The 23,148-nt window shown below is 63.7% G+C and carries 19 protein-coding genes and 2 tRNA genes; 15 read left to right on the top strand and 6 right to left on the bottom strand.

What is annotated here, in order from left to right; genetic code table 11:
* Nucleotides 1-97 precede the first annotated feature (97 nt).
* From ACX12D_RS12415 to phoR, 11 genes are all read left to right on the top strand, one after another.
* On the top strand, nt 98-763 hold the full coding sequence (locus ACX12D_RS12415) for an RlmE family RNA methyltransferase (protein ID WP_441636921.1): 666 nt from the start codon (nt 98-100) through the stop codon (nt 761-763).
* A gap of 104 nt (nt 764-867) precedes the next feature.
* The gene (gene ftsH / locus ACX12D_RS12410; RefSeq protein ID WP_150983315.1) at nt 868-2,751 is read left to right on the top strand and encodes an ATP-dependent zinc metalloprotease FtsH; all 1,884 of its coding nucleotides are present in this window, start codon (nt 868-870) and stop codon (nt 2,749-2,751) included.
* Between the two features lie 260 nt (nt 2,752-3,011).
* Nucleotides 3,012-3,809, top strand: coding sequence for a dihydropteroate synthase (folP, locus tag ACX12D_RS12405; protein WP_459374009.1), 798 nt, complete (start codon nt 3,012-3,014; stop codon nt 3,807-3,809).
* An 88-nt stretch (nt 3,810-3,897) separates the two neighbouring features.
* A complete protein-coding gene (gene glmM, locus ACX12D_RS12400; protein ID WP_459371332.1) occupies nt 3,898-5,244 on the top strand; it encodes a phosphoglucosamine mutase in 1,347 nt (448 codons plus the stop codon).
* A 275-nt stretch (nt 5,245-5,519) separates the two neighbouring features.
* Entirely contained in the window at nt 5,520-6,554 is a 1,035-nt protein-coding gene (gene pstS, locus ACX12D_RS12395) for a phosphate ABC transporter substrate-binding protein PstS (protein ID WP_459371331.1), read from the top strand.
* Between the two features lie 242 nt (nt 6,555-6,796).
* Nucleotides 6,797-7,762 (top strand): phosphate ABC transporter permease PstC, encoded by a 966-nt coding sequence (gene pstC, locus ACX12D_RS12390; RefSeq protein ID WP_174423342.1) that lies wholly within the window; start codon nt 6,797-6,799, stop codon nt 7,760-7,762.
* An 11-nt stretch (nt 7,763-7,773) separates the two neighbouring features.
* Nucleotides 7,774-8,664, top strand: coding sequence for a phosphate ABC transporter permease PstA (gene pstA, locus ACX12D_RS12385; RefSeq protein ID WP_416049100.1), 891 nt, complete (start codon nt 7,774-7,776; stop codon nt 8,662-8,664).
* 53 nt (nt 8,665-8,717) lie between these two features.
* On the top strand, nt 8,718-9,506 hold the full coding sequence (pstB, locus tag ACX12D_RS12380) for a phosphate ABC transporter ATP-binding protein PstB (protein ID WP_035860531.1): 789 nt from the start codon (nt 8,718-8,720) through the stop codon (nt 9,504-9,506).
* Between the two features lie 55 nt (nt 9,507-9,561).
* Nucleotides 9,562-10,266, top strand: coding sequence for a phosphate signaling complex protein PhoU (gene phoU, locus ACX12D_RS12375; protein ID WP_441636912.1), 705 nt, complete (start codon nt 9,562-9,564; stop codon nt 10,264-10,266).
* 23 nt (nt 10,267-10,289) lie between these two features.
* Nucleotides 10,290-10,997 carry a phosphate regulon transcriptional regulator PhoB gene (gene phoB / locus ACX12D_RS12370; protein ID WP_043347578.1) on the top strand — a complete coding sequence of 236 codons (708 nt, stop codon included), beginning with the start codon at nt 10,290-10,292 and terminating at the stop codon, nt 10,995-10,997.
* A gap of 116 nt (nt 10,998-11,113) precedes the next feature.
* On the top strand, nt 11,114-12,457 hold the full coding sequence (gene phoR / locus ACX12D_RS12365) for a phosphate regulon sensor histidine kinase PhoR (protein WP_441636910.1): 1,344 nt from the start codon (nt 11,114-11,116) through the stop codon (nt 12,455-12,457).
* A gap of 61 nt (nt 12,458-12,518) precedes the next feature.
* Here phoR and ppk1 read toward each other — a convergent pair whose 3' ends face one another.
* Entirely contained in the window at nt 12,519-14,603 is a 2,085-nt protein-coding gene (gene ppk1, locus ACX12D_RS12360) for a polyphosphate kinase 1 (RefSeq protein WP_459371330.1), read from the bottom strand.
* A 184-nt stretch (nt 14,604-14,787) separates the two neighbouring features.
* Between ppk1 and ppx the strand changes: the two genes are divergently transcribed.
* Nucleotides 14,788-16,320, top strand: coding sequence for an exopolyphosphatase (gene ppx / locus ACX12D_RS12355; RefSeq protein ID WP_043347570.1), 1,533 nt, complete (start codon nt 14,788-14,790; stop codon nt 16,318-16,320).
* An 83-nt stretch (nt 16,321-16,403) separates the two neighbouring features.
* On the opposite strand, the gene ACX12D_RS12350 is transcribed toward ppx, so the two are convergent.
* From ACX12D_RS12350 to ACX12D_RS12335, 4 genes are all read right to left on the bottom strand, one after another.
* Nucleotides 16,404-17,258: a GNAT family N-acetyltransferase gene (locus tag ACX12D_RS12350; protein WP_441636905.1), complete on the bottom strand. Its 855-nt coding sequence runs from the start codon at nt 17,256-17,258 to the stop codon at nt 16,404-16,406.
* 137 nt (nt 17,259-17,395) lie between these two features.
* Entirely contained in the window at nt 17,396-17,872 is a 477-nt protein-coding gene (locus ACX12D_RS12345; protein WP_459371328.1) for a SixA phosphatase family protein, read from the bottom strand.
* A 415-nt stretch (nt 17,873-18,287) separates the two neighbouring features.
* A complete protein-coding gene (gene infA / locus ACX12D_RS12340) occupies nt 18,288-18,509 on the bottom strand; it encodes a translation initiation factor IF-1 (protein WP_006157708.1) in 222 nt (73 codons plus the stop codon).
* Nucleotides 18,510-19,259: 750 nt separating this feature from the next.
* Nucleotides 19,260-19,336, bottom strand: a tRNA-Pro gene (locus ACX12D_RS12335).
* Nucleotides 19,337-19,734: 398 nt separating this feature from the next.
* On the opposite strand from ACX12D_RS12335, the gene ACX12D_RS12330 reads away from it, so the two are divergent.
* The 3 genes from ACX12D_RS12330 (at nt 19,735) to ACX12D_RS12320 (ending at nt 22,210) form a co-directional block, all read left to right on the top strand.
* Nucleotides 19,735-20,952, top strand: a complete 1,218-nt coding sequence (locus ACX12D_RS12330) for a GGDEF domain-containing protein (RefSeq protein WP_459371326.1) — start codon at nt 19,735-19,737, stop codon at nt 20,950-20,952.
* 128 nt (nt 20,953-21,080) lie between these two features.
* Nucleotides 21,081-21,157 (top strand) — tRNA-Arg (locus ACX12D_RS12325).
* A gap of 165 nt (nt 21,158-21,322) precedes the next feature.
* On the top strand, nt 21,323-22,210 hold the full coding sequence (locus ACX12D_RS12320; RefSeq protein ID WP_459371325.1) for an alpha/beta hydrolase: 888 nt from the start codon (nt 21,323-21,325) through the stop codon (nt 22,208-22,210).
* Nucleotides 22,211-22,314: 104 nt separating this feature from the next.
* Here ACX12D_RS12320 and fabI read toward each other — a convergent pair whose 3' ends face one another.
* A complete protein-coding gene (fabI, locus tag ACX12D_RS12315; RefSeq protein ID WP_441636897.1) occupies nt 22,315-23,103 on the bottom strand; it encodes an enoyl-ACP reductase FabI in 789 nt (262 codons plus the stop codon).
* Between the last annotated feature and the right edge of the window lie 45 nt (nt 23,104-23,148).

The following is a 23,148-nucleotide window of genomic DNA, read 5'->3' as shown; positions in this document are numbered from 1 at the left end:
AACTGGCGCGGTCAGGCTGCAAAAACAGCAAAACGAGTGAAAAACGCACGGGCGGCCGCGGGCCGGCGGCGTTTTTCTCCATACAGATGTATCCGGAATGGCCAAGAACAAATTCAATCAGGCGTGGTTGCACGACCATATCAACGATCCCTACGTCAAAATGGCGCAGCGCGAGGGCTACCGCGCTCGCGCAGCGTATAAGCTGAAGGAGATCGACGAGCAGGACAAGCTGATCCGCCCAGGCCAGGTCATTGTCGACCTCGGCGCGGCCCCCGGCAGCTGGAGCCAGTACGCACGCAACAAGCTGGCGGCGTCTACGCGCGCCAAGGACGGCGGCATCGACGGCGCGGTGATCGCCATCGACCTGTTGCCGATGGAGGCTGTCGCCGACGTCACATTTATCCAGGGTGACTTCCGCGAGGAGGACGTTTTTCGCCAGTTGGAGGAAATCGTGCTGCAAGCGTCCGGCGGCGCAAAGATTGATCTTGTTTTGTCGGACATGGCCCCCAATTTGTCCGGTGTAGCCTTTGCCGATGCGGCCCGTATCGATTACTTATGTGACCTGGCGCTGGAATTTGCCCAGGCCCATCTGAAGCCGGAGGGCTCATTGCTGGTAAAGTGTTTCCATGGCAGTGGCTACAGCCAGATCGTGGAGAAGTTCAAGCGCCAGTTCAAGGTGGTCGCGAAACGCAAGCCCAAGGCGTCACGCGATAAGTCTTCAGAGACCTTCATTCTTGGGCGTTTCCTCAAGTCGGCGGGGTGAAGCGGTGCCTATCGCTTCGATGAATTTGCTTTTTACCCCGACGCCGGGCGCTGCATTACAATGCAGCTATCCCGTTGGCAAGGCGTTCGTAAAGGAGTTTGGCCTTGAATAACAACCTGTTTCAAAAGGCGGCAATCTGGCTCGTGATCGCGCTGGTGTTGTTTACCGTCTTCAAGCAGTTCGACAAGCCCCGCACGCAGGAAGGCGTCACCTATTCGCAGTTCATGGATGATGCCAAGGCCGGCAAGGTGGGCCGGGTTGACGTGCAAGGCCGCAATCTGGTGGTGACGCCCAAGGAAGGGCAGAAGTACACCATTATTTCGCCGGGCGACATCTGGATGGTTGGCGATCTGATGAAGTTCGGCGTCCAGGTCACCGGCAAGGCGGACGACGAGCCCAACATGCTGGTCCAGGCCCTGTATTACCTCGGGCCCACCCTGCTGATCATCGTGTTCTGGTTCTACATGATGCGGCAGATGCAGGGCGGTGGGAAAGGCGGTGCCTTCTCCTTCGGCAAGTCGCGCGCGCGCCTGATCGATGAAAACCAGAATGCAGTCACTTTCCAGGACGTCGCCGGTTGCGATGAATCCAAGGAAGAGGTGATCGAACTGGTGGACTTCCTCAAGGATCCGCAGAAATTCCAGAAACTGGGCGGCCGTATCCCGCGCGGTGTGCTGCTGGTCGGCCCTCCGGGCACCGGCAAGACGCTGCTGGCACGCGCCATCGCCGGCGAAGCCAAGGTGCCGTTCTTCAGCATCTCCGGCTCGGACTTCGTTGAAATGTTCGTCGGCGTGGGCGCGGCCCGTGTTCGCGATATGTTCGAGAATGCCAAGAAGCAGGCGCCCTGCATCGTCTTCATCGATGAAATCGATGCGGTCGGCCGTCACCGCGGCGCCGGCATGGGCGGCGGCAACGACGAGCGCGAGCAGACCCTCAACCAGATGCTGGTCGAGATGGACGGTTTCGAGGCCAACTCGGGTGTGATCGTGATTGCCGCGACCAACCGTTCGGACGTTCTGGACAAGGCGCTGCTGCGCCCGGGCCGTTTCGACCGTCAGGTGTATGTCGGCCTGCCCGACATCCGCGGCCGCGAGCAGATCCTCAAGGTCCACATGCGCAAGGTGCCGATCGGCAACGACGTCGACGCCTCGGTGATTGCACGTGGTACCCCGGGCTTCTCCGGCGCCGACCTGGCCAACCTGGTCAACGAAGCCGCACTGTTCGCCGCCCGCCGCAGCAAGCGCGTGGTCGACATGCAAGACTTCGAGGACGCCAAGGACAAGATCTACATGGGTCCGGAGCGCAAGTCCACGGTCATGCGCGAAGAAGAGCGCCGCGCAACCGCGTACCACGAGTCCGGCCATGCGGTAGTGGCCAAGCTGCTGCCCAAGGCGGATCCGGTGCACAAGGTCACCATCATGCCGCGCGGCTGGGCACTGGGCGTGACGTGGCAGCTGCCGGAGCACGACAAGTACTCGAAGTACAAGGACAACATGCTTGACGAGATCGCCATCCTGTTTGGCGGCCGCGCGGCGGAAGAGGTCTTCCTCAACGCCATGAGCACCGGTGCTTCCAATGACTTCGAGCGCGCCACCAAGACGGCCCGCGACATGGTCACCCGCTTCGGCATGAGCGACACCCTGGGCACCATGGTGTACGTGGATACCGAGCAGGACGGCATGTTCGGCAAGATGTCGTCCAAGACGGTGTCGGAAGCTACCCAGGTCAAGGTCGATGCGGAAATCCGCCGTATCGTCGACGAGCAATACGGCCTGGCCAAGCGCCTGCTCGAAGAAAACCGCGACAAGGTTGAAGCCATGACTGCGGCCCTCATGGAATGGGAAACCATCGATGCGGACCAGGTCAACGACATCATGGCGGGCAAGCCGCCGCGGCCGCCGCGTGGCGCGTCCAGCCAGAACGGTGGTGGCAACACCCCGTCGGGTGGCTCGCCGGTGGCCCCGACCAACGCTCCGGCCACGGCCTGAGCGGATGGCCGGCACGATGGTGCCGCCGGCGCTCCGGTAATCCGGAAGCGCGCTGGCGCGGTTGTCGTGGTTGTAACGGTCGTTCACCAAGCCTGAAGCCGGCGCCTTGTGCGCCGGCTTTTTCTTTGCCGGCGCGTACGTCGCGCGGCGGCTTTCCACTTTCCTGGCTTTTGTCCTTTCGTATCTTGTCGTCGATCTCAACCGATTCGAGTTTCCAGTGCGGCCGCTACCGCTTCGCGCGCGACCGCCGTCCGCTGGTGATGGGCATCCTGAACGTCACTCCCGATTCCTTTTCCGATGGCGGCCAGCATGCTGGCCGCGATGCCGCCTTGCGCCATGCCGAGCGCATGATTGCCGAAGGCGTGGACATCATCGATATCGGCGGCGAGTCCAGCCGGCCGGGGTCGGCGGCATTGCCGCTGGACGAGGAGCTGGCGCGCGTGCTGCCCATCGTCGAGGCGCTGCGCGACTGCGGCCGGCCGCTATCCATCGATACCTACAAGCCGGAAGTCATGCGCGCGGCGCTGGCTGCCGGGGCGGACCTGATCAATGACATCTGGGGCTTTCGCATGCCTGGCGCCGTCGAGGCGGTGAGCGAGGCACAGGCGGGGCAGGCCGGACTATGCGTGATGCATATGCAGCGCGATCCACAGACCATGCAGGAGCAACCCCAATACGAGGATGTGGTGCGCGAGGTGGCCGGTTTCCTGCGCGAGCGGGTGGATGCGCTGCGCGCCGCCGGCGTGGCTGATAGCCGCATCACGCTCGATCCGGGCTTTGGCTTTGGCAAGGCGCCGGATCATAATCTGCAGTTGCTGGGCCAGCTGCCGCAACTGGCGGTGGATGGCCTGCCCTTGCTGGTGGGCCTGTCGCGCAAGTCGACGCTCGGCGCGATCCTGGGCGGGCGGCCGCCGCAGCAGCGGATCGCCGCCAGCCTGGCAGCGGCGGTATGCGCCGCGGAACGGGGTGCGTATATCGTGCGTGTGCACGATGTGGAACAAACGGTGGATGCGCTCAAGATCTGGTGGGCCATCCGTCATGAAGCTATTGCCAGTTAACATTTGTTTTGATTGCGGACATGCAGCATTGCGCGCTTAGCCTTTAGCATTCGGCATCCGCAACATCGAACAACGGGAGAATGACCATATGACACGCAAGTATTTCGGCACGGACGGAATTCGCGGCAGGGTTGGCGAGGCGCCGATCACGCCCGACTTCGTGATGCGCCTGGGCTATGCGGCGGGCATGGTGCTCGCCCATGGCGCGAAGCAGCACGATCAGGCACGCCCGACCGTGCTGATCGGCAAGGACACGCGCATTTCCGGCTATATGCTGGAGGCCGCGCTAGAGGCCGGCTTTACCTCCGCAGGCGTCAACGTGCTGCTGACCGGGCCGCTGCCAACACCCGGCGTGGCCTATCTCACGCGTGCGCTGCGCTTGTCGGCCGGCGTGGTGATCTCCGCCAGCCACAACCCGTACTACGACAACGGCATCAAGTTCTTCTCCGCCGATGGCGACAAGCTGCCGGACGCCGTGGAAATGGCGATCGAGCAAGCGCTGGAAGAGCCAATGGTCTGCGTGCGCTCGGACGATCTCGGCCGCGCGCGCCGCATCGAGGACGCCGCTGGCCGCTACATCGAATTCTGCAAGAGCACGTTCCCCTACGAGCAGGACCTGCACAAGCTCAAGCTGGTGGTGGACTGCGCGCATGGCGCCGCTTACCACATTGCTCCGCACGTCTTCCATGAGCTTGGCGCCGACGTGATCTCGATCGGCAACCAGCCGGATGGCCGCAACATCAACGCCGGCTACGGCGCGACGGCCCCGGAAAAGCTGATCGAAGCGGTCAAGGCCAATGGCGCCGATCTCGGTCTGGCCTTCGATGGCGACGCGGACCGCCTGCAGGTGGTGGACCGCGACGGGCGCCTGTTCAACGGGGACGAACTGTTGTACCTGATCGTCCAGGACCGCCTGCAGGCGGGCCAAGCCGTGGAGGGCGCAGTAGGCACGCTGATGACCAATATGGCGGTGGAGCTCGCGTTGAAGCGCCAAGGCGTGGAGTTCGTGCGCGCCAAGGTGGGCGATCGCTATGTGCTGGAAGAGCTGAACAAGCGCAAGTGGACGCTGGGCGGCGAGGGCTCGGGCCATCTGCTCTGCCTTGACCGCCACACCACGGGCGACGGCATCGTCTCCGCGCTGCAAGTGCTGGCCGCGTTGCGCCGCAGCGGCAAGACCCTGTCGCAATTGCTGGAAGGCGTTTCGCTGTTCCCGCAAACGCTGATCAATGTGCGCGTGGAAAAGGGCTTTGATTGGCAGTCCCACGCGGGCCTGAGCGCGGCGCGCGCTGTGATCGAGCCGCAGCTCGAGGGCCGGGGCCGGGTATTGATCCGAGCATCGGGGACCGAGCCGGTGGTGCGCGTGATGGTCGAAGCCGAGAAGGTCGAGACCGCGGAGCAGGCAGCGCAGACGCTGGCGGACGCCTTGCGGGCCTGAAACCGGGTCATCGCCGCTAGTTGTTGTCAAAACGCCGGGCTTTTCGCCCGGCGTTATTTTTTGCTGAAAAGCAATTAACCGCAGGTTTTTGGGCTTGCCTGCTACCGGATGCGGGTCGGGGAGGGCGTTGCCGGCGGGTGGATCGAAGTGATGCGGGAGGCTATCTCCGCTGACTTTGAAGAAGATCTCGTGATGTCATTGAATTGTCATAGTCTGGGCTTAAAGTTCGACTTGTCAAAAAATTGTCATTCCCCAACCATGTCTCTGGAGGACATATGAAGCTGGTCAAGACTGCCGTTGCAGGCATTGTGTCGTTGGTGGTAGCGGGCACTGCGTTCGCGGCGGAAATTACCGGTGCTGGCGCTTCTTTCCCGGCGCCCGTGTATTCCAAGTGGGCCGATGCATATCAAAAGGCAACGGGTAACAAGGTCAACTATCAATCCATCGGCTCGTCTGGCGGCATCAAGCAGATCGGCGCCAAGACTGTCGACTTCGGTGCTTCGGACGCGCCCCTGAAGGACGAAGAACTGGCCAAGCAAGGTTTGGTGCAGTTTCCCACGGTGATCGGCGGCGTGGTGCCGGTGATCAACCTGCAAGGCATCAAGCCGGGCGAACTGACCATCACCGGCGACGTGCTGGCGAACATCTACCTGGGCAAGATCAAGAAGTGGGACGATCCCGCCATCAAGGCACTGAACCCGCACGCCAAGCTGCCGGCCCAGGACATCCTGCCGGTGCGCCGCGCCGATGGTTCGGGCACCACTTTCATCTTCACCAACTACCTGTCCAAGGTCAGCTCGGACTGGAAGAGCTCGGTGGGCGAGGGCACCACGGTCAACTGGCCGGGCGGTGGCACTGGCGGCAAGGGTAACGAAGGCGTAGCCGCTTTCGTGCAACGCCTGAACGGCGCCATTGGCTACGTTGAGTACGCCTACGCCAAGCAGAACAAGATGACCCACCTGAACATGAAGAACGCTGCCGGTGCAGTGGTTCAGCCTGGTGACGACGGTTTCAAGGCAGCAGCGGCAGGCGCCGACTGGAGCAAGACCTACTATCAGATCCTGACCAACGAACCGGGCAAGACGGCATGGCCGATCGCCGGCGCGACCTTCATCCTGGTGCACAAGAACCAGGAAAAGGCAACGCAGGGCGCCGAAGTGCTGAAGTTCTTCGACTGGGCGTACAAGAGCGGCGGCAACATGGCCAGCGACCTTGACTACGTACCGCTGCCGGACGCCGTGGTGAACCAGATCCGCGCGACCTGGAAGAACTCGGTCAAGGATGGCTCGGGCAAGGCGTTGTACAACTGATCGGCGGGCTGCCACGGCAGCCCGCGCCGTGCCGGTCCGGCGCCCCAAGGGCGCAGGACCGGCAGCATTGAAGACAGCAAAGCAGTAGAAGCAGCAGTCTAAGAAGTAGAAGAAGCAGAAGAAGCAGCGCAGCAAACGCGGCAACGCGCGCGGGCAAGCACGACGCAATGCAAGGGGCCTATTGGCCCGAGCGCTCGGTGCGGCCAGCCAGCCGCCTACTAAACGAACTCCAATACCACATCATGGCGACTACATCCGATCTATCCGCAGTACGGCCGCCTAGCCGTACCGGTGACATCCTGTTTGGTGGCCTGACGCGCGGCGCCGCCATCGTGACCTTGCTGCTGCTTGGCGGCATCATCGTATCGCTTGCGATCAGCGCCTGGCCTTCGATCGAGGCCTTCGGCCTGCGCTTCCTGTGGACCGCAGAGTGGGATCCACCCGCGGACGTCTATGGCGCGCTGGTGCCGATCTACGGCACCATCGTCACCTCCTTGATCGCCCTGATCATCGCGGTGCCCATCAGCTTTGGCATCGCGCTGTTCCTGACCGAGCTGTCGCCGGCCTGGCTGCGTCGCCCGCTCGGCACCGCCATCGAATTGCTGGCCGCCGTACCCTCGATCGTCTACGGCATGTGGGGCCTGCTGGTCTTCTCGCCGATCTTCGGCGAGTACTTCCAGAAGCCGTTGGCCGCTACCGTGGGCCAGGTGCCGCTGATCGGCAAGCTGTTCCAGGGCGCGCCCCTGGGCATCGGCCTGCTGTGCGCCGGCGTGATCCTGGCGATCATGATCATTCCCTACATCGCGTCTGTGATGCGCGATGTGTTCGAAGTTACCCCGGTGTTGCTCAAGGAATCGGCTTATGGCATCGGCTGCACCACGTGGGAAGTGATGTGGCGCGTGGTGCTGCCCTTCACCCGTGCCGGCGTGATCGGCGGCGTGATGCTGGGCCTGGGCCGCGCCTTGGGCGAGACCATGGCGGTCACCTTCGTGATCGGCAATACCAACCTGCTGGACAACGCCTCGCTGTTCTCGCCGGGCAACAGCATCACCTCGGCACTGGCCAATGAGTTCGCCGAAGCCGGCGCCGGCCTGCATACCGCCGCGCTGATGGAGCTTGGCCTGATCCTGTTCTTTATCACGTTCGTGGTCCTGGCGCTGTCCAAGATCCTGTTGCTCCGCCTGGCCAAGAACGAGGGTGCAAAATGAGCCAAGCCGCCATGTCCTCCTCTTCCTCTACGTCGATTCCGGCAGTCAGTCCGGATGCGGATGCCACGCGCACGCGCCTGCAGGCACGGCGCCGCCGCACCAACTTCTATGCCCTGACCGCGTCGCTGGGCGCCATGGGGTTCGGTCTGTTCTGGCTGGCCTGGATCCTGTGGACCACCATTTCGCTGGGGGTGGGCGGCCTGTCGATGGATCTGTTCACGCAGATGACGCCGGCGCCGAATACCGCCGGCGGCGGCCTGGCCAATGCGATCTACGGCAGTTTCGTGATGGTGGGCCTCGCCACGCTGTGCGGCACGCCTTTGGGCATCCTGGCCGGCATCTACCTGGCCGAATACGGCAAGACGTCGCCGTTGGCCAGTTTCATCCGCTTTATCAATGACATCCTGCTGTCGGCGCCGTCGATCGTGATCGGCCTGTTCGTCTACGCGCTGGTGGTGACCCGCATGGGCCATTTCTCCGCCTGGGCCGGCATCTGCGCGCTGGCGTTGCTGCAGATTCCGATCGTGGTGCGCACGACCGAGAACATGCTGAACCTGGTCCCCAACGCGCTGCGCGAGGCCGCCTTCGCGCTCGGCACGCCCAAGTGGAAGATGGTGCTGTCGATCACAGTGAAGTCGTCGTATGCAGGCATCGTCACCGGCGTGCTGCTGGCGGTTGCGCGTATCGCCGGCGAGACCGCGCCGCTGCTGTTCACGGCCTTGTCCAACCAGTTCTGGACCAGCGACCTGAACAAGCCGATGGCGAACCTGCCGGTGACCATCTTCCGCTTCGCCATGAGCCCGTTCGTCGAGTGGCAGCAACTGGCCTGGGCCGGCGTGTTCCTGATTACCGTTGGTGTGCTGGCGCTCAATATCCTGGCACGCATGCTGTTCAAGAAATGACCGGCAGCGCGACAGCCGCACGGCCTACCCCAAATTCTTTGCGAGAGACGAGCATGACCTCGACCGTCATCGACATTCCCGACACGACCCGCGCCAAGATCGACGTGCGCAACCTGAACTTCTACTACGGCCAGTTCCATGCGTTGAAGAACGTCAACATGTCGATCCCCGAGCGCAAGGTGACGGCCTTTATCGGCCCGTCCGGCTGCGGCAAGTCGACCCTGTTGCGTACCTTCAACAAGATGTATGCGCTCTATCCGGAGCAGCGTGCCGAGGGCGAGATCAACATGGATGGCGAGAACCTGCTGACCGCCAAGCAGGACATCGCCCTGCTGCGCGCCAAGGTTGGCATGGTGTTCCAGAAGCCCACGCCGTTCCCCATGTCGATCTATGACAATATCGCCTTTGGGGTGCGCCTGTTCGAGAAGCTGTCACGCTCCGAGATGGACGACCGCGTGGAATGGGCACTGTCCAAGGCGGCGTTGTGGAACGAAGCCAAGGACAAGCTCAACCAGTCGGGCTACGGCCTGTCCGGCGGCCAGCAGCAGCGCCTGTGCATCGCGCGCGGCATCGCCATCCGCCCCGAAGTGCTGTTGCTGGATGAGCCGTGCTCCGCACTTGACCCGATCTCGACCGGCCGCATCGAAGAACTGATCGCGGAGCTGAAGGACGAGTACACGGTGGTGATCGTGACCCACAATATGCAGCAAGCCGCGCGCTGCTCGGACTACACCGCGTATATGTACCTGGGTGAACTGATCGAGTTCGGCGAGACCGAGAAGATCTTCATCAAGCCGCATCGCAAGGAAACCGAAGACTACATCACCGGCCGTTTCGGCTGATTGAGCGTTACCCATATAACGCATAGCATACGAATAGAGCGGCTAGGAGAGCAACATGTCTGACAAGCACCTGTCGACCCAGTTCGACGCCGACCTCAACGCCATCAGCACGAAACTGCTGCAGATGGGCGGTCTGGTCGAGTCGCAGATCGAAAACGCCATGCGGGCGCTTTCGGAGTTCGACGCGGGCCTGGCCGACCAGGTCATCGCGCGCGAGCACCACCTGAATGCCCTGGAACTCGAGATCGATGCCGATTGCGGCAACATCATCGCGCGCCGGCAACCGACCGCGCGTGACCTGCGCCTGGTGATGGCGATTTCGAAGACCATCACCAACCTGGAGCGCGCCGGCGACGAGGCGGAAAAGATCGCCAAGCGCACCAAGCACATCATGGAGGACGCAGGCGCCCACCAGATCAATTACTCGGAGGTGAAGCTCTCGGGCGATCTGGCCATCGCGCTGCTGCGCCAGGCGCTCGATGCCTTTGCGCGCCTGGACACCGTGGCTGCCGCCCGGATCGTCAAGGACGACAAGGCCATCGACGACGAATTCCGTGCGTTCGTGCGCAAGCTCATCACCTATATGATGGAAGACCCGCGCACGATCTCGGTCGCGCTGGATTTCCTCTTTATCGCCAAGGCGATCGAGCGCATTGGCGACCACGCCAAGAACATTGCTGAATTCATCATCTACATCGTCAAGGGAACCGACGTCCGCCACGCCTCGCGTGAGGACATGGAGCGCGAAGCGCTGAGTTAAGGCGCCACCGCGGAGAAAATTACATGCCAAGCAGCATTCTTGTTGTCGAAGACGAACCCGCGATTGCCGAACTGATCGCGGTCAACCTGCAACACGCGGGACACTATCCGATCCGGGCCTATAACGCCGAGCAGGCGCTGTCGCTGATGAGCGACGTGCTGCCCGACCTGGTGCTGCTCGACTGGATGCTCCCGGGCAAGTCGGGAGCCACCTTCGCCAAGGAGCTGCGCAATAACGACCGCACCAAGCAGATTCCTATCATCATGCTTACCGCGCGCAGCGAGGAGCAGGACAAGGTGCTGGGGCTCGAGGCCGGTGCGGATGACTACGTCACCAAGCCGTTCTCGCCCAAGGAACTGCTGGCCCGTATCAAGGCGGTGCTGCGCCGCCGCGCCCCGCAACTGACCGACGACGTCGTTGCCATCAATGGCCTGCGCCTGGACCCGGCCACGCACCGGGTCACCGGCCAGGATGAATCTGGCCTGATCAAGCTGGACCTGGGTCCTACCGAGTTCCGCTTGCTGCACTTTTTGATGACGCATCCGGAGCGCGTTCACAGCCGTTCGCAGTTGCTGGACCAGGTCTGGGGTGATCACGTGTTCGTGGAAGAGCGGACCGTCGACGTGCACATCAAGCGCCTGCGCGCCGCGCTGACCCCTGGCGGCTACAGCAACATGATCGAGACGGTGCGCGGTAGCGGCTACCGCCTGGCTCGCGCGCCCAGCCACTGATCGGCAGGCTTGCCACGTCGTTTCCGGCGTGGCGCCTGTTACAGTTTGCCCGTTTCGTGGCACACTCCACCGCATTCCATGCGGTCTTGCCGCCTGCCTGACCTTCTCACTTCTTCATGAACGTCATCTGGGCCCGTTCGGCGGCCATCCTGATTTTCCTGGCCCTGGCTTCGGCGGGGCTGTACTTCTTCCTTGGCCCCGTGCCTGCGCTGGCCGTGCTGTGTGTCGGGTTGCTGGGGCATCTGCTCTATTACATCTACCAGATCAACCGGCTCTGGAAAGTGCTGGACGCGCCTGCCTACGGCGAGATTCCCAGCGCGCTGGGGCTATGGGGCGAGGTGTATTACCGCCTGCATCGCCTGGTCAAGCGCTGGCGCACCCAGGTGTTGCAGGTCGAGCAGCAACATACCCGTTTTATCCAGGCTATCCAGGCGTCGCCCAATGGCGTCCTGATGCTGGATGATGCCGACCAGATCGAATGGTGCAACGATGTGGCCGAGCAGCATTTTGGCCTCAATGCGCGGCGCGACGTGCGCCAGCGCATCACCCACCTGATCCGGCGGCCGGAATTCGTCCAGTACCTGCACTTGCAGCGTTTCGATGAGCCGCTGGTGATGCGCGACATGGGCGAGCACAAGCGCAGCGTGATCGCCGTGCAGATCCTGCCTTACGGCGAAAGCCGCAAGCTGGTGCTGACACACGACATCACCAAGGTGGAGAACACCGAGGCAATGCGCAGGGATTTCGTCGCCAACGTCTCGCACGAACTGAAGACACCACTGACGGTGCTGACCGGCTTCCTGGAAACGGTGCGCGACCTGCCGGTGTCGGAGCAGGATCGCAACCGCTACCTCGACATGATGCTGGTGCAGTCCATGCGCATGCAGCACCTGGTCGAGGACTTGCTGGTGCTGGCGAAGCTGGAAAGCGACGAGCAGCCGCCGAGCCAGGACCGGATCGACCTGGCCGAGCTGGTTGCGCACCTGGTGCACGACGCCGAGGCGCTGTCCCAGGGCGAGCATCAGATCTCCGCGCAGATCGATCCGGCCGTCACGATCCGCGGTGCGGAGCGTGAGCTGCTGTCGGCCTTCGGCAACCTGGTTTCCAATGCGGTGCGCTATACACCGGAGGGCGGGCGCATCAGCATCGCGCTGAACTACGAGAATGAGCACGCCATTTTCTCGGTCACCGATACGGGCCTGGGCATTGCCGCCGACCATATTCCGCGCCTGACCGAGCGTTTCTACCGGGTCGACCGCAGCCGTTCGCGCGATACCGGGGGGACCGGCCTCGGGCTGGCCATCGTCAAGCATGTGCTGTCGCGCCACCATGCCGACCTGCGCATCACCAGTGAAGTGGGGCGCGGCAGCGTGTTCCGTGTGGTTTTCCCGGTTGATCGCAGCGGCTATATGCCGGGCGCCTTGCCACGGCCAGGGCAGTCGCCGCAGAAGGCGGCCTGAGCGGCGCCCGCTCGCGGCGCCGTGCGGGGCAGGGCGCGCGCGAGCGCCCTGCCGACCTGACTCAGGTGCTGCCGAACAGGGCCAGCAGGTCGTTCTGGCTGACGTGGGGCTGCTTGGCCTTGGTGTGCTTGCGGATGTAGCTGCCGTCGGGCTGCATGATCCATGCGGAAGCATTGTCGTGCAGATGCACCCGCAGGCTCTCCTTGATGACCCGCGCCTTCAGTACTTTGTCCAGCACCGGGAATGCCACCTCGACGCGACGGAACAGGTTGCGGTCCATCCAGTCCGCGCTGGACAGGTAGACCACCTCCGTGCCGCCGGCCAGGAAGTAATAGACCCGGTGATGCTCGAGGAAGCGCCCGACGATGGAGCGCACCGTGATGTGCTCCGACAGGCCCGGCACCCCTGGGCGCAGCGCGCACACCCCACGGATGATCAGGTCGATCTTCACGCCGGCGCGCGATGCCTTGTACAGCTCGTCGATGATGGATGGCTCCAGCAGCGCATTCATCTTGGCCATGATGCGCGCGGGCTTGCCGGCACGGGCGTTGCGGGCTTCCGCGCGGATGTGCTCCACCAGGTTGCTCTGCATGGTGAACGGCGACTGCCACAGGTGATTCAGGCGGATGGTGCCCGCGGTGCCCGTTAGCAGCTGGAACACGTGCTGGACGTCCTCGCAGATCTTCTCGTTGGCAGTGAGCAGGCCAAAATCGGTGTACAGCCGCGCGGTGCGCGGATGATAGTTGCCGGTGCCCAGGTGCGCGTAGCGGCGCAGCTTGAACTGCTTGCTCTTGGCGCCTTCCAGTTCGCGGCGCACCATCAGCAGCATCTTGGCATGGCACTTGTGGCCAACCACGCCATAGACCACATGCGCGCCGGCGGATTCGAGCCGCTCGGCCCAGTTGATGTTGGTTTCCTCGTCAAAGCGCGCCAGCAGTTCCACCACCACAGTGACTTCCTTGCCATTGCGCGCCGCCGTCATCAGCGCCTCCATCACCGGCGACTCGTTGCCGGTGCGGTAGACGGTCTGCTTGATGGCTACCACGGCAGGGTCGACGGCGGCCTGCTGCAGCAGGTCGAGCACGGAGCTGAAGCTCTCGTAGGGATGGTGCAGCAGCACGTCCTGCTGGCGGATCGCGTCGAACATCGAAGCGCCGGGCGCAAACACCTTGACCGGCGCCGGCACGTGCGGCGGGTACTTGAGGGCAGGGCGGTCGACCAGGTCGGGGATCTGCATCAGCCGCACCAGGTTGACCGGGCCGCTCACGCGGTACACGTCCTGCTCGCCCAGGCCGGATTCGAGCAGCAGGCGGCGCGCCATGGCCGGCGGGGTATCGGACGAGATTTCCAGGCGCACGGTGTCGCCGAAGTGGCGGGTCGGCAGTTCGCCTTGCAGTGCTTCGCGCAGGTCCGTGATATCGTCCTCCGACACGAACAGGTCAGAGTTGCGGGTGACGCGGAACTGATAGCAGCCGTTGACCTTGATCGCGGGGAACAGCTCATGCACGAAGGCTTGCATGAAGGACGACAGCAGCACAAATCCGTAGGGATAGCCCGAGAGCTCCTCGGGCATCCTGACTACGCGCGGCAGCGCGCGGGGCGCCTGCACGATGGCCAGGTCGGCCTCCCGGCCGAAGGCATCCTTGCCCGACAATTCAATGATGAAATTCAGGCTCTTGTTGAGCACCCGAGGGAAGGGGTGGGCGGGGTCCAGCGCGATCGGCGTCAGGACCGGGCCAAGCTCGCGCGTGAAGAAGCTGCGCGCCCATTCGCGCTGCGCCTCGTTCCAGGTGGAGGCGAGGTGAAAGAACACCCCTTCTTTCTCCAACAGGGGGAAAATCACGTTTTGCAGCATGTCATACTGCATGGCCACCAGCTTTTGCACGCGCTCCGTGACAATCTGGTATGCCTGCTGCAAGGAAAGGCCATCGGGCGTGATGCCGGAAGGATTGTCACGCATCTGCTCCTTCAAGCCGGCCATGCGGATCTCGAAGAACTCGTCCAGATTACTTGAAACAATACAGATGAATTTCAGACGTTCGAGCAGCGGCACGCTGGCGTCAGCTGCCTGTGCCATGACTCTCGTATTGAATTCCAGAATGCCCATTTCGCGGTTGAGCAGCGTGCCGGGTGGGCTTGTCGACATAGGCATGACCTTCTTTTGGTAATGCGGCGACTTTTTCATAGAATCATGTCAAATTGATGACAATGTGATTTTGTCACGATGCAGACATGATAAAGACATATTTTCTACGGTTGGGTGAACCTGACTGCCCGACACCGTTATTTACGCCGCGGCTTGCGGCTTTTACCCACATTCCCCTACTGCGATGAACCAAACCCCTCGCTTGCTGGCCGCCGTCGACATGGGCTCAAACAGTTTCCGCCTGATGATCGGGCGGGTGGATGAGAGCCTGACCGCATCCGGGCCGGCCAGCCAGCTATTCCAGGTCGATGCGCTGCGCGAGCCGGTGCGCCTGGCCGCGGGCCTGACGCCAGACAAGTACCTGGACCAGCCGGCCCGCCGGCGCGGCATCGATGCCCTGCGGCGTTTCGGCGACCGCCTGCGCGATTTCTCCCCTGACCAGGTGCGGGCGGTGGCAACCAATACGCTGCGGGTAGCCAAGAACGCGTCGGAATTCCTGATCGAGGCCGAGCACGCGCTTGGATTCCCGATTGAAGTGATTGCCGGGCGCGAAGAAGCGCGGTTGATCTACCTGGGCGCCTCGCACGATGCGCCGGCCTGTGCGGGCAACCGGCTGGTGGTCGATATCGGTGGCGGCTCGACCGAGTTCATCATCGGCAGCGGCTACACGTCCAAGCTGATGGAGAGCCTCTACATCGGCTGCGTCTCGCACAGCCGCCAGTTTTTCCCCAGCGGCAACGTCGATGACTACGCGATGAAGCAGGCGGAACTGGCCGCGCGCAGGGAGATCCAGGTGCTCGTGCGCCAGTACCGGGCGGCCGGCTGGCAGCAGGCGGTGGGTTCGTCCGGCACGGCGCGCGCGCTGGCTGAACTGATCGAGCTCAACGGCATGAACGACAACCCGGCCGAGCACGGCATCACCCGCGAAGGGCTGGAGCGCCTCAAGCGCGCGCTGGTCAAGGCGGAGAACGCCAACCGGGTCAAGCTGGTGGGCCTGAAGGCGGACCGCATTCCCGTGCTGCCAGGTGGCCTGTCGATCATGCTCGGCGTGTTCGCCGAGCTCGACATCGATCGCATGGACGTCACCGATGGCGCGCTGCGCCTGGGTGTGCTGTACGACCTGCTGGGCCGCACGCACCACGAGGACATGCGCACCATCACCGTGGATCAGTTCATGCGCCGCTATGGCGTCGACCGCGCGCAAGCCCAGCGCGTGCGCCAGGCCGCGCTGGGCTTGCTGGCGCAGTTTCCCGAGCCGCGCAATGAGCGCCGCGACGACAACCTGGCACTGTTGGGCTGGGCCGGCGGGCTGCATGAGATCGGCATGACCATCTCGCACAGCGGCTACCACAAGCACTCGGCGTACATCGCCACGCACGCCGACATGCCGGGCTTCTCGAAGACCGACCAGGCACGGCTGGCAACGCTGCTGCTCGGGCATGCCGGCAAGCTAGGCAAGCTCTCCGGCAGCGGCAAGTTCCTCGACTGGCGGATGCTCTTCAGCCTGCGCCTGGCGTTCGTGCTGTGCCGGCGCCGTGCCGACGAGCCGCTGCCCGAGATCACCGTGGGCCAGCGTTCGGATGCGCTGGACGAAGGGTTCGAGGTGCGCTTGCCCAAGGCCTGGATCGAGGCCAACCCGCTGGTCGAATACAGCTTGGCGCAGGAAGCCGACGAGTGGGAACGCATCGGCAAGCGCTACAAGGTCGTGTACGCCTAAGCAATGCGCGGGGGCGGCCAGATGGCGGCCCCCGTTTTGGCCAGCGGGGCAAGCCAATGCAGGCGGCGAGCGCCCGCACAGGCTCAGGCGTCGCGGTTCAGGCCAAGGAAGTGGCGCGCATAGCGGGGGTTCATGTCGTTCACGCGCAGCAGCGTGAGGAAGTCCGCCACGTTGAAGTCGGGATCCCACGCCGGCATGCCGCAAATTCGCGCGCCTAGCCGCAGGTAACCCTTGATCAGCGCCGGCGGCTCGACGTCCAGCGTCTGATTGAGCTCGTCGATCGGCAGAGGCAGGCGCGGGAACGCGTGATATTCGATCGGCGCCAGGGCGCGCTCGGCGAAGACCCGGTACAGGCTGGCCGCATAGTGGCCGCCATCGCTCATCGGCACGCTCGCGCATCCCAGCATCGACTCGATGCCCCAGCGCTGCAGGTACTCGCCCAGGCCACCCCACAGCGCCATGATCACGCTGCCCGAGCGGTAGTCGCGGTGCACGCACGAGCGGCCCAGTTCCACCATCTTGGGCTTCAGGTGAGCCAGGCGCACCAGGTCGAACTCCGACTCGGCATAGAGGCAGCCGATGCGCTTGGCCTGGTGGGGCGCCATCACGCGGTAGGTACCGACCACTTTGAGCGTGGCTGTATCGCGCACGATCAGGTGGTCGCAATAGGCGTCGAACATATCCACGTCGAGTTCAGGCCTCGACGGGTTCAGCCTGGCGCCCATTTCTTCGGCGAAGACCTTGTAGCGCAGGCGCTGCGCTTCTTCTACTTCATCCTGGTGGCGCGCCCACGCCACACTGAAAGCAGGCTGGTCATGCGCTTGTTCATGTGTTTGTGCAGGTTGCTGGCGATGAAGACGCCTCCGCGCCGAATGGCCTGACAGGCCACTGGGCAGGGAATCGAACAACGGCTGGGTGGGCGTCGGGAGCTCTCGCATCAGTATGTCCTTTCGGTGACGAAACTGTTGCGGTCGAATGTAGAGAGGGCAGGTGACAGTGCCGTGAAGCGGTCGTGACGGTTCAGTGACGGCAGCCCGGAAAGCCGGGCCGCGCCGTTGCGGGGTGCAAAAAAATGCTAGAGAAACTCCGGATTGATGACAGCGCGCAACACGACCTGCGATTCGCTTTCGCGTGTGCGTCCCGACAGCCACCAGATGCCGCTCTTGCGCACGCTCCAGTTCATTTCCGAGCCCGCCAGCAGCAAGCTGGCAAGTTGGCCAAGCCAAGGCTGGTGCCCGACCAGCACGGTGTGCTCGGTGCCTTGGGGCCAGTCGATCGCGGCCAGCACCGCGCTGACATCGGCGCCCGGGGCAAGCTCGGGCAACACCTCTGCGTTCTCGCGCAGGGCGGCGGCGGTTTCGCGCGTACGCAGGGCCGGGCTGCAGACCACCCGCGTACCGGGAGGCAGATGGCTGCGCAGCCATGCGGCGGAGGCATCCGCCTGCTTATGTCCGCGTCTGGTCAGGGGGCGCTGCAGGTCGGCATTGCGGGAAAAGCCATGCGCGCCAGACAACTCCTCGGCTTCGGCATGACGCCACAGGATCAGGTTCATGGGAGCGGTGTGCTCAAGCTAAGAGCGGAAGGGAGAAGGGAAAACGGGAAATGGGAAATGGATATTTCGAGTATGGCCACGCGCGCAGGCACGTGCAAGACGGGCAAACACCGGGCGGGAGCGCAGCATCGCACTGCCAAATGACACGCATGTGGTGAGCCATAAGTGGCGGAAGCGGTGGCAGCCTGGGGGAGGCGATAGGGGGCGCGATGGCCGGTAAGCCACCCGCATCGACCCGCGCTCCACACCCAAGGCATCAGGATGGAATAGCCATCATGATTGTTTCAGTGGAACCACTATTGTCGATGCGTGCGGGTGGCAATGGCCAGATGTTTCCCAGGGCGGGACCGCCGCGATGCGGTGCCCTGGAATGCGGTCTAGCGCAACGCTCGCCGTGGGCGAGCGTGGAAGAAGATCAGACTTTGTGGCGGAAGTTGATGCGGCCCTTGGTCAAATCGTAGGGCGACATTTCCAGCGTCACGCGGTCACCAGCCAGAATGCGGATGCGGTGCTTCTGCATCTTGCCCGAGGCATAGGCCCAGATTTCCACGCCGTTTTCCAGCGTCACGCGGTAACGGTTGTCCGGCAGGGCTTCCGAGACAACACCGCCAAATTCGATAAGTTCTTCCTTAGCCAATCTTCTTCCTTTACGGCAGCCTTGGGCTGCATGAATTTAGGTAAATCCGGTGTGGCGAGCGCCAGCATGGCTGCATGCTCGCGAGGTCCGGGTGCCAGCAGTGACAAGCGCCGGCTTGCTTGGTTGCGCCTTGAAGTTGCGGGAGGCAAGCTGACCCGGACCGGCACGGCAAAAAAGCGCGTGCAAAAAAGTCCACGTTAGGGAATCGCCAGGGGGCGCGTCAGTGCCCGGCCGATTGCCTTGCCGGTTGCGGCCCAAGTTAATGCGGCCGTGCTACCGTGATAGGCGCGGGGGTAATGAAGCGGGCAAGATGTTCCCGGTGGCTTGCCGAACTGCGCTGGATACTGCGCAGCAGTGTGATGGCTGCATTCCTCGGCAAGGGCGCCCGGTTACAGGGCATGCTGCATAAACCCCGGGCTAACGCGCGATTATATCATGGGTGTGCGGTTGAAGCGTGGCGCGCGCGTGGTCGCTCTACCCGGGTATGGCCGCGAAAACAAGAGAAAAAGCCCGCCGCCGGGTGGGTTGCGGGCCTGAAAGTGGTGCGGGCGGTTCGCGGACCCGCCCGCTGCCAGTGTCTGTGTTTCAAGCGCGCAGGGGGATCCCATATTCATGGCATTGCCATTGGGGTGCTGCGGTGCAGTGAAGTTGGCTGGCCGGCGCAGTGGCCAGCACTAGCCCAGACAAAATCAGGCAACAAAAAAAGGCTTAGACCTTGCGGTCTAAGCCTTTGATCTTATTGCTAAATACTGGTCGGGGCGACATGATTCGAACATGCGACCCTCTGATCCCAAATCAGATGCGCTACCAGGCTGCGCTACGCCCCGAAGCCTTGGATTGTAGCCCGGCGTCGGGGCCGGGGTCAAATTTTACTTTTGCACCGACCCAGCGAGGCGCAGGCCGGTGTGGGGGTTGCCGTGGGATTTGATGGATATAAGGTTCGCTTGACTTGGTCGCAAGCGCTGACATAATCCGCACACCGCAGCGGCCAGGCCCCGCGCCCGGTCAGGCGCGCAGGCAATCCGTGCCGCTGGCGGGACTGGCGCCGAACATGAGAATAAGAGTGCCCTCGCCACGATCGCGAGGCCCAGCCCCTGTCCGCCGGGGCGCATGAAGACGGTCAGAAGCTTAAAAAGAAAGAATGGCGAAAACCTCGGGTCCGCGCGGGTCCCGGGGCGGATGGTGGCGTGACGGAACGCTGCCTGCCAAGTTGGACGGGGAAATCATGTTTCAGTCGCAGGTTAGTGTGCTGGTCGCGGGCCTTTTCGGGCTGCAGATGGCGGTAGTGTTCGCAGTCTTGCAGCGCACACCCGGCATGGGCCGCGCCGGTTTGAATTCTTGGGTGGCTGGCGCGTTGCTGGTCACCGCAGCCACCGTCTTGCTCGCTGCGCAGGACTATCTGCCGGAATGGCTTACGCTCGATCTGGTGGATCTGGTCATGACGGCGGCTTTGTCCTTGATGGTCTATGGCACGCGCCGTTTTTTCGGCAAGCGCGGGGGGGCGGCCGCGCTTTGCTTGCTGAATCTTGCCGTGCTGGCCAATGCCGCCTACTTCGATTGGGCGGGCGTGTCGCCGGCGGAGCCGGCGCTCGTCTTTAGTCTGGCCAATACGTATCTTCCGCTGTCATTGCTGCGCGTGGTGGCGCCGCAAGTGCGCGCCAAGCGCGGCACCGGCCGCCTGGCGGCGCTGTCGCTCGGGCTGATCGCGCTCGCTTGCGCGGCCATGGGCCTCTATCAAGCCATCGACCTCAAGCTGCTGCCCGCTGGCCTTGCCTGGCTGGCGAAGCGCCCGCCCCGGGAAACCTTTGCCGTCCTGCACGCCTTTGGCATTGTCAGCCTGGCGGTGAGCTTCGCGCTGCTTGCCCACGATAGCCTGCGCCGACGTCTGGAGCGCCGCGCCAGTTATGACGACCTGACTGACGTCCTGTCGCGCGGGCCCTATTGGGAGGCGCTGGAAGAGGCCTGCAAGCAAGCGGACCGCCAGCAACGCCCGCTGACTGTGGCGTTCATCGACCTGGATCATTTCAAGGCCATCAACGATCTCTACGGCCATCTGGCCGGCGACAGCGTGCTGCGCCACTTCAGCGGCCTGCTGCGCAAGTCGGTGCGCGCGGACGATTTCGTCGGCCGGCTGGGTGGGGAAGAGTTTGGCATCGTGATGCCCGGCACCGCGCTGGACCAGGGCCGGGCGATCAGCCTGCGCTTGAGTGCACTTGTGCGCACCACACCGTGCCCCTCCGAGCCGGATGCGATTTCCTACACGGTCAGCATCGGCATGGCCGAGCGGCTGCCGGGGGAGGGGGCTGATACGCTCATGCGCCGCGCCGACAACGCGCTCTACGATGCCAAGACCATGGGGCGCAACTGTGTGTCCACGCAGCCCATCGAGCGGCTTGCCGACATGGCGACGACACCGCGAATGCGGGTTTCGCAGGCCTCTTGAGCCGGGCTGTGCCAGACCACATGCCGACACGGTAGGATCGGCCGCGGGGCTGAGGTAGAATACCGGGCTTCGCATGCTGAGCGTTCAGCGGCATGCCAAGTCCTCTGCATTTCAGTAGTTCCTCCTGTCCGCCCTTAGCTCAGTTGGATAGAGCACTCGCCTTCTAAGCGAGCGGTCACACGTTCGAATCGTGTAGGGCGGACCATTTTCTCCCGCATTCCTCAGCATTCCCCCCCAGCATTCTCCATCGCCCAGAGGCGCCATCGCATCGCGAACTCGAACGATGCGCTGCCGATGGCCGCCAGTCCGGTCTAATATTTCGGGGCTGCCGTGGTTTTTTCTGCACGGCGCCTTTCCCGAGGCTAGTCCCATGGCGAAGTTCAACACAGGCGTGGGCAGGAAGCTCCGTTACTGGCTGGCCGGTGGCGCGTGCCTGCTGATGCTGGCCGCCATTGCCCGCCATGCCTTGTTCCTGGCGGTCGAGGAGGACGCGTTCGAGCCCAAGCCGGCCGGCGCGGCTGATGCGATGACGCCGGACCGCCTGGGCGCCGCGTCGCGCCAGTTCGCGTTTGCCAGCGGCGCGCGCATGCTGCGCGCCTCTTGCGTCCTGGCTCAGGGCGGTGATGCGCCCGCCGTGCTGATCTACCACGGCGACGAGGAAAACTTGTCGGACTGGGCCAGCGCGCAGGCGTTGCTCTACCGCAATGGGATCTCGTCCTGCGTATTCGACTACAGCGGCTATGGCGGCAGCGGCGGCAAGCCCGGCGTGGTCAACCTGCATGAGGACGGCCTGGCCGCGTATGGGCAGTTCCTCGCCATGACGCCGCGTGCCAGCCGGCGCTATGTGATGGGCTTTTCGCTGGGTTCCGGGGTGCTGCTGGACGTGATCTCCGCCTTGCGCCCGGCGCCTGCTGGCCTGGTGATTGCCGCCGGCTTCACGTCCGCACGCGAGGCGGCGGTGGTGACCGGGCGGGTGCCGGCGTGGATGGCCAGGCTGCTTCCGGAACCGTGGGACAACGAGGACCAATTGCGAAATTCAATGCTGCCGCTGCTGCTTGTGCACAGCCGCGCGGACGAAGTGATTCCCTTTGCCTATGCCGAGCGGCTGGAGCGCGCCGCCGGTGGCCCCAGCCGGCTGGTGGCGCTGTCGGCGCTGCCGCACGATGCGGCGATCCAGCCGGAGCGGCAGGACGCGTTCTGGGCGCCTATCGTCGCCTATCTGCGCTCGGGCCGCCTCGCCGGGCAGGGCGCCGAATAGGCCGCGCGCGCTGCGCCGCCGGGCGGGCACGAAAAAGGGGCGTCGGCCAAAGCCGTACGCCCCTTTTTTAGCAATGGCCGCCGCGCGAGGCGGCCGTGCCGGGGTTACGCTTCTTCGGGCAGGCTCGCCCCTACCGTATTGAAGCCGGCGTCCACGTAGGTGATCTCGCCGGTCACGCCGCTGGAAAGGTCCGACAGCAGGAAGGCGGCCACGTTGCCGACCTCGTCGATGGTCACATTGCGGCGCAGCGGCGCTGCCTCCTCGATGTGGCCCAGCAGCTTGCCGAAGCCCTTGATGCCGGATGCGGCCAGGGTCTTGATCGGGCCGGCGGAAATGCCGTTGGCACGAATGCCGCGCGGGCCCACCGAAGCGGCCAGGTAGCGCACGCTGGCTTCCAGTGAGGCCTTGGCCAGGCCCATGGTGTTGTAGTTCGGGACCACGCGCTCCGCGCCGAGGTAGGTCAGCGTCAGCAGCGAGGCCTTGTCGGACAGCATGGGCAAGGCGGCCTTGGCCAGCGCGGGGAAGCTGTAGGCGGAGATGTCGTGCGCGATGCGGAAGGATTCGCGCGAGAGGCCTTCCAGGAAGTCGCCGGCGATGGCTTCGCGCGGGGCGAAGCCGATCGAGTGCACCAGGCCATCGAGCTTGTCCCAGCTTTGGCCAAGCGCGGCGAAGGTGGCGGCGATCTGCTCGTCGCTGCCAACATCGCAATCGAATACCAGGCTGCTGCCGAATTCCTTGGCAAAGTCGTTGATGCGGTCCTTGAACCGCTCGCCGACATAGGTGAAGGCGAGCTCGGCGCCTTCGCGCTTGCAGGCGGTTGCGATGCCGTAGGCGATCGAGCGATTGGACAGCAAACCGGTGATCAGGATTCGCTTACCTGCGAGAAATCCCATAACTTCTCCAATGATGTTCGAGGTGGACGGGCACGTTTCGTGCAA

The sequence above is a fragment of the Cupriavidus sp. PET2-C1 genome, from assembly GCF_054515855.1.
Note: the sequence above shows the minus strand (reverse complement) of the source record. Positions and strands in the feature narration are given on the sequence as shown.

Excerpts from the sequence above, each read along its gene's own strand:
- ACX12D_RS12415 (WP_441636921.1), top strand. The coding sequence starts at position 98 with ATGGCCAAGAACAAATTCAATCAGGCGTGGTTGCACGACCATATCAAC.
- folP (WP_459374009.1), top strand. The coding sequence starts at position 3,012 with ATGGGCATCCTGAACGTCACTCCCGATTCCTTTTCCGATGGCGGCCAG.
- glmM (WP_459371332.1), top strand. The coding sequence starts at position 3,898 with ATGACACGCAAGTATTTCGGCACGGACGGAATTCGCGGCAGGGTTGGC.
- pstS (WP_459371331.1), top strand. The coding sequence starts at position 5,520 with ATGAAGCTGGTCAAGACTGCCGTTGCAGGCATTGTGTCGTTGGTGGTA.
- pstC (WP_174423342.1), top strand. The coding sequence starts at position 6,797 with ATGGCGACTACATCCGATCTATCCGCAGTACGGCCGCCTAGCCGTACC.
- pstA (WP_416049100.1), top strand. The coding sequence starts at position 7,774 with ATGTCCTCCTCTTCCTCTACGTCGATTCCGGCAGTCAGTCCGGATGCG.
- pstB (WP_035860531.1), top strand. The coding sequence starts at position 8,718 with ATGACCTCGACCGTCATCGACATTCCCGACACGACCCGCGCCAAGATC.
- phoU (WP_441636912.1), top strand. The coding sequence starts at position 9,562 with ATGTCTGACAAGCACCTGTCGACCCAGTTCGACGCCGACCTCAACGCC.
- phoB (WP_043347578.1), top strand. The coding sequence starts at position 10,290 with ATGCCAAGCAGCATTCTTGTTGTCGAAGACGAACCCGCGATTGCCGAA.
- phoR (WP_441636910.1), top strand. The coding sequence starts at position 11,114 with ATGAACGTCATCTGGGCCCGTTCGGCGGCCATCCTGATTTTCCTGGCC.
- ppk1 (WP_459371330.1), bottom strand. The coding sequence starts at position 14,603 with ATGTCGACAAGCCCACCCGGCACGCTGCTCAACCGCGAAATGGGCATT.
- ppx (WP_043347570.1), top strand. The coding sequence starts at position 14,788 with ATGAACCAAACCCCTCGCTTGCTGGCCGCCGTCGACATGGGCTCAAAC.
- ACX12D_RS12350 (WP_441636905.1), bottom strand. The coding sequence starts at position 17,258 with ATGCGAGAGCTCCCGACGCCCACCCAGCCGTTGTTCGATTCCCTGCCC.
- ACX12D_RS12345 (WP_459371328.1), bottom strand. The coding sequence starts at position 17,872 with ATGAACCTGATCCTGTGGCGTCATGCCGAAGCCGAGGAGTTGTCTGGC.
- ACX12D_RS12330 (WP_459371326.1), top strand. The coding sequence starts at position 19,735 with ATGTTTCAGTCGCAGGTTAGTGTGCTGGTCGCGGGCCTTTTCGGGCTG.
- ACX12D_RS12320 (WP_459371325.1), top strand. The coding sequence starts at position 21,323 with ATGGCGAAGTTCAACACAGGCGTGGGCAGGAAGCTCCGTTACTGGCTG.
- fabI (WP_441636897.1), bottom strand. The coding sequence starts at position 23,103 with ATGGGATTTCTCGCAGGTAAGCGAATCCTGATCACCGGTTTGCTGTCC.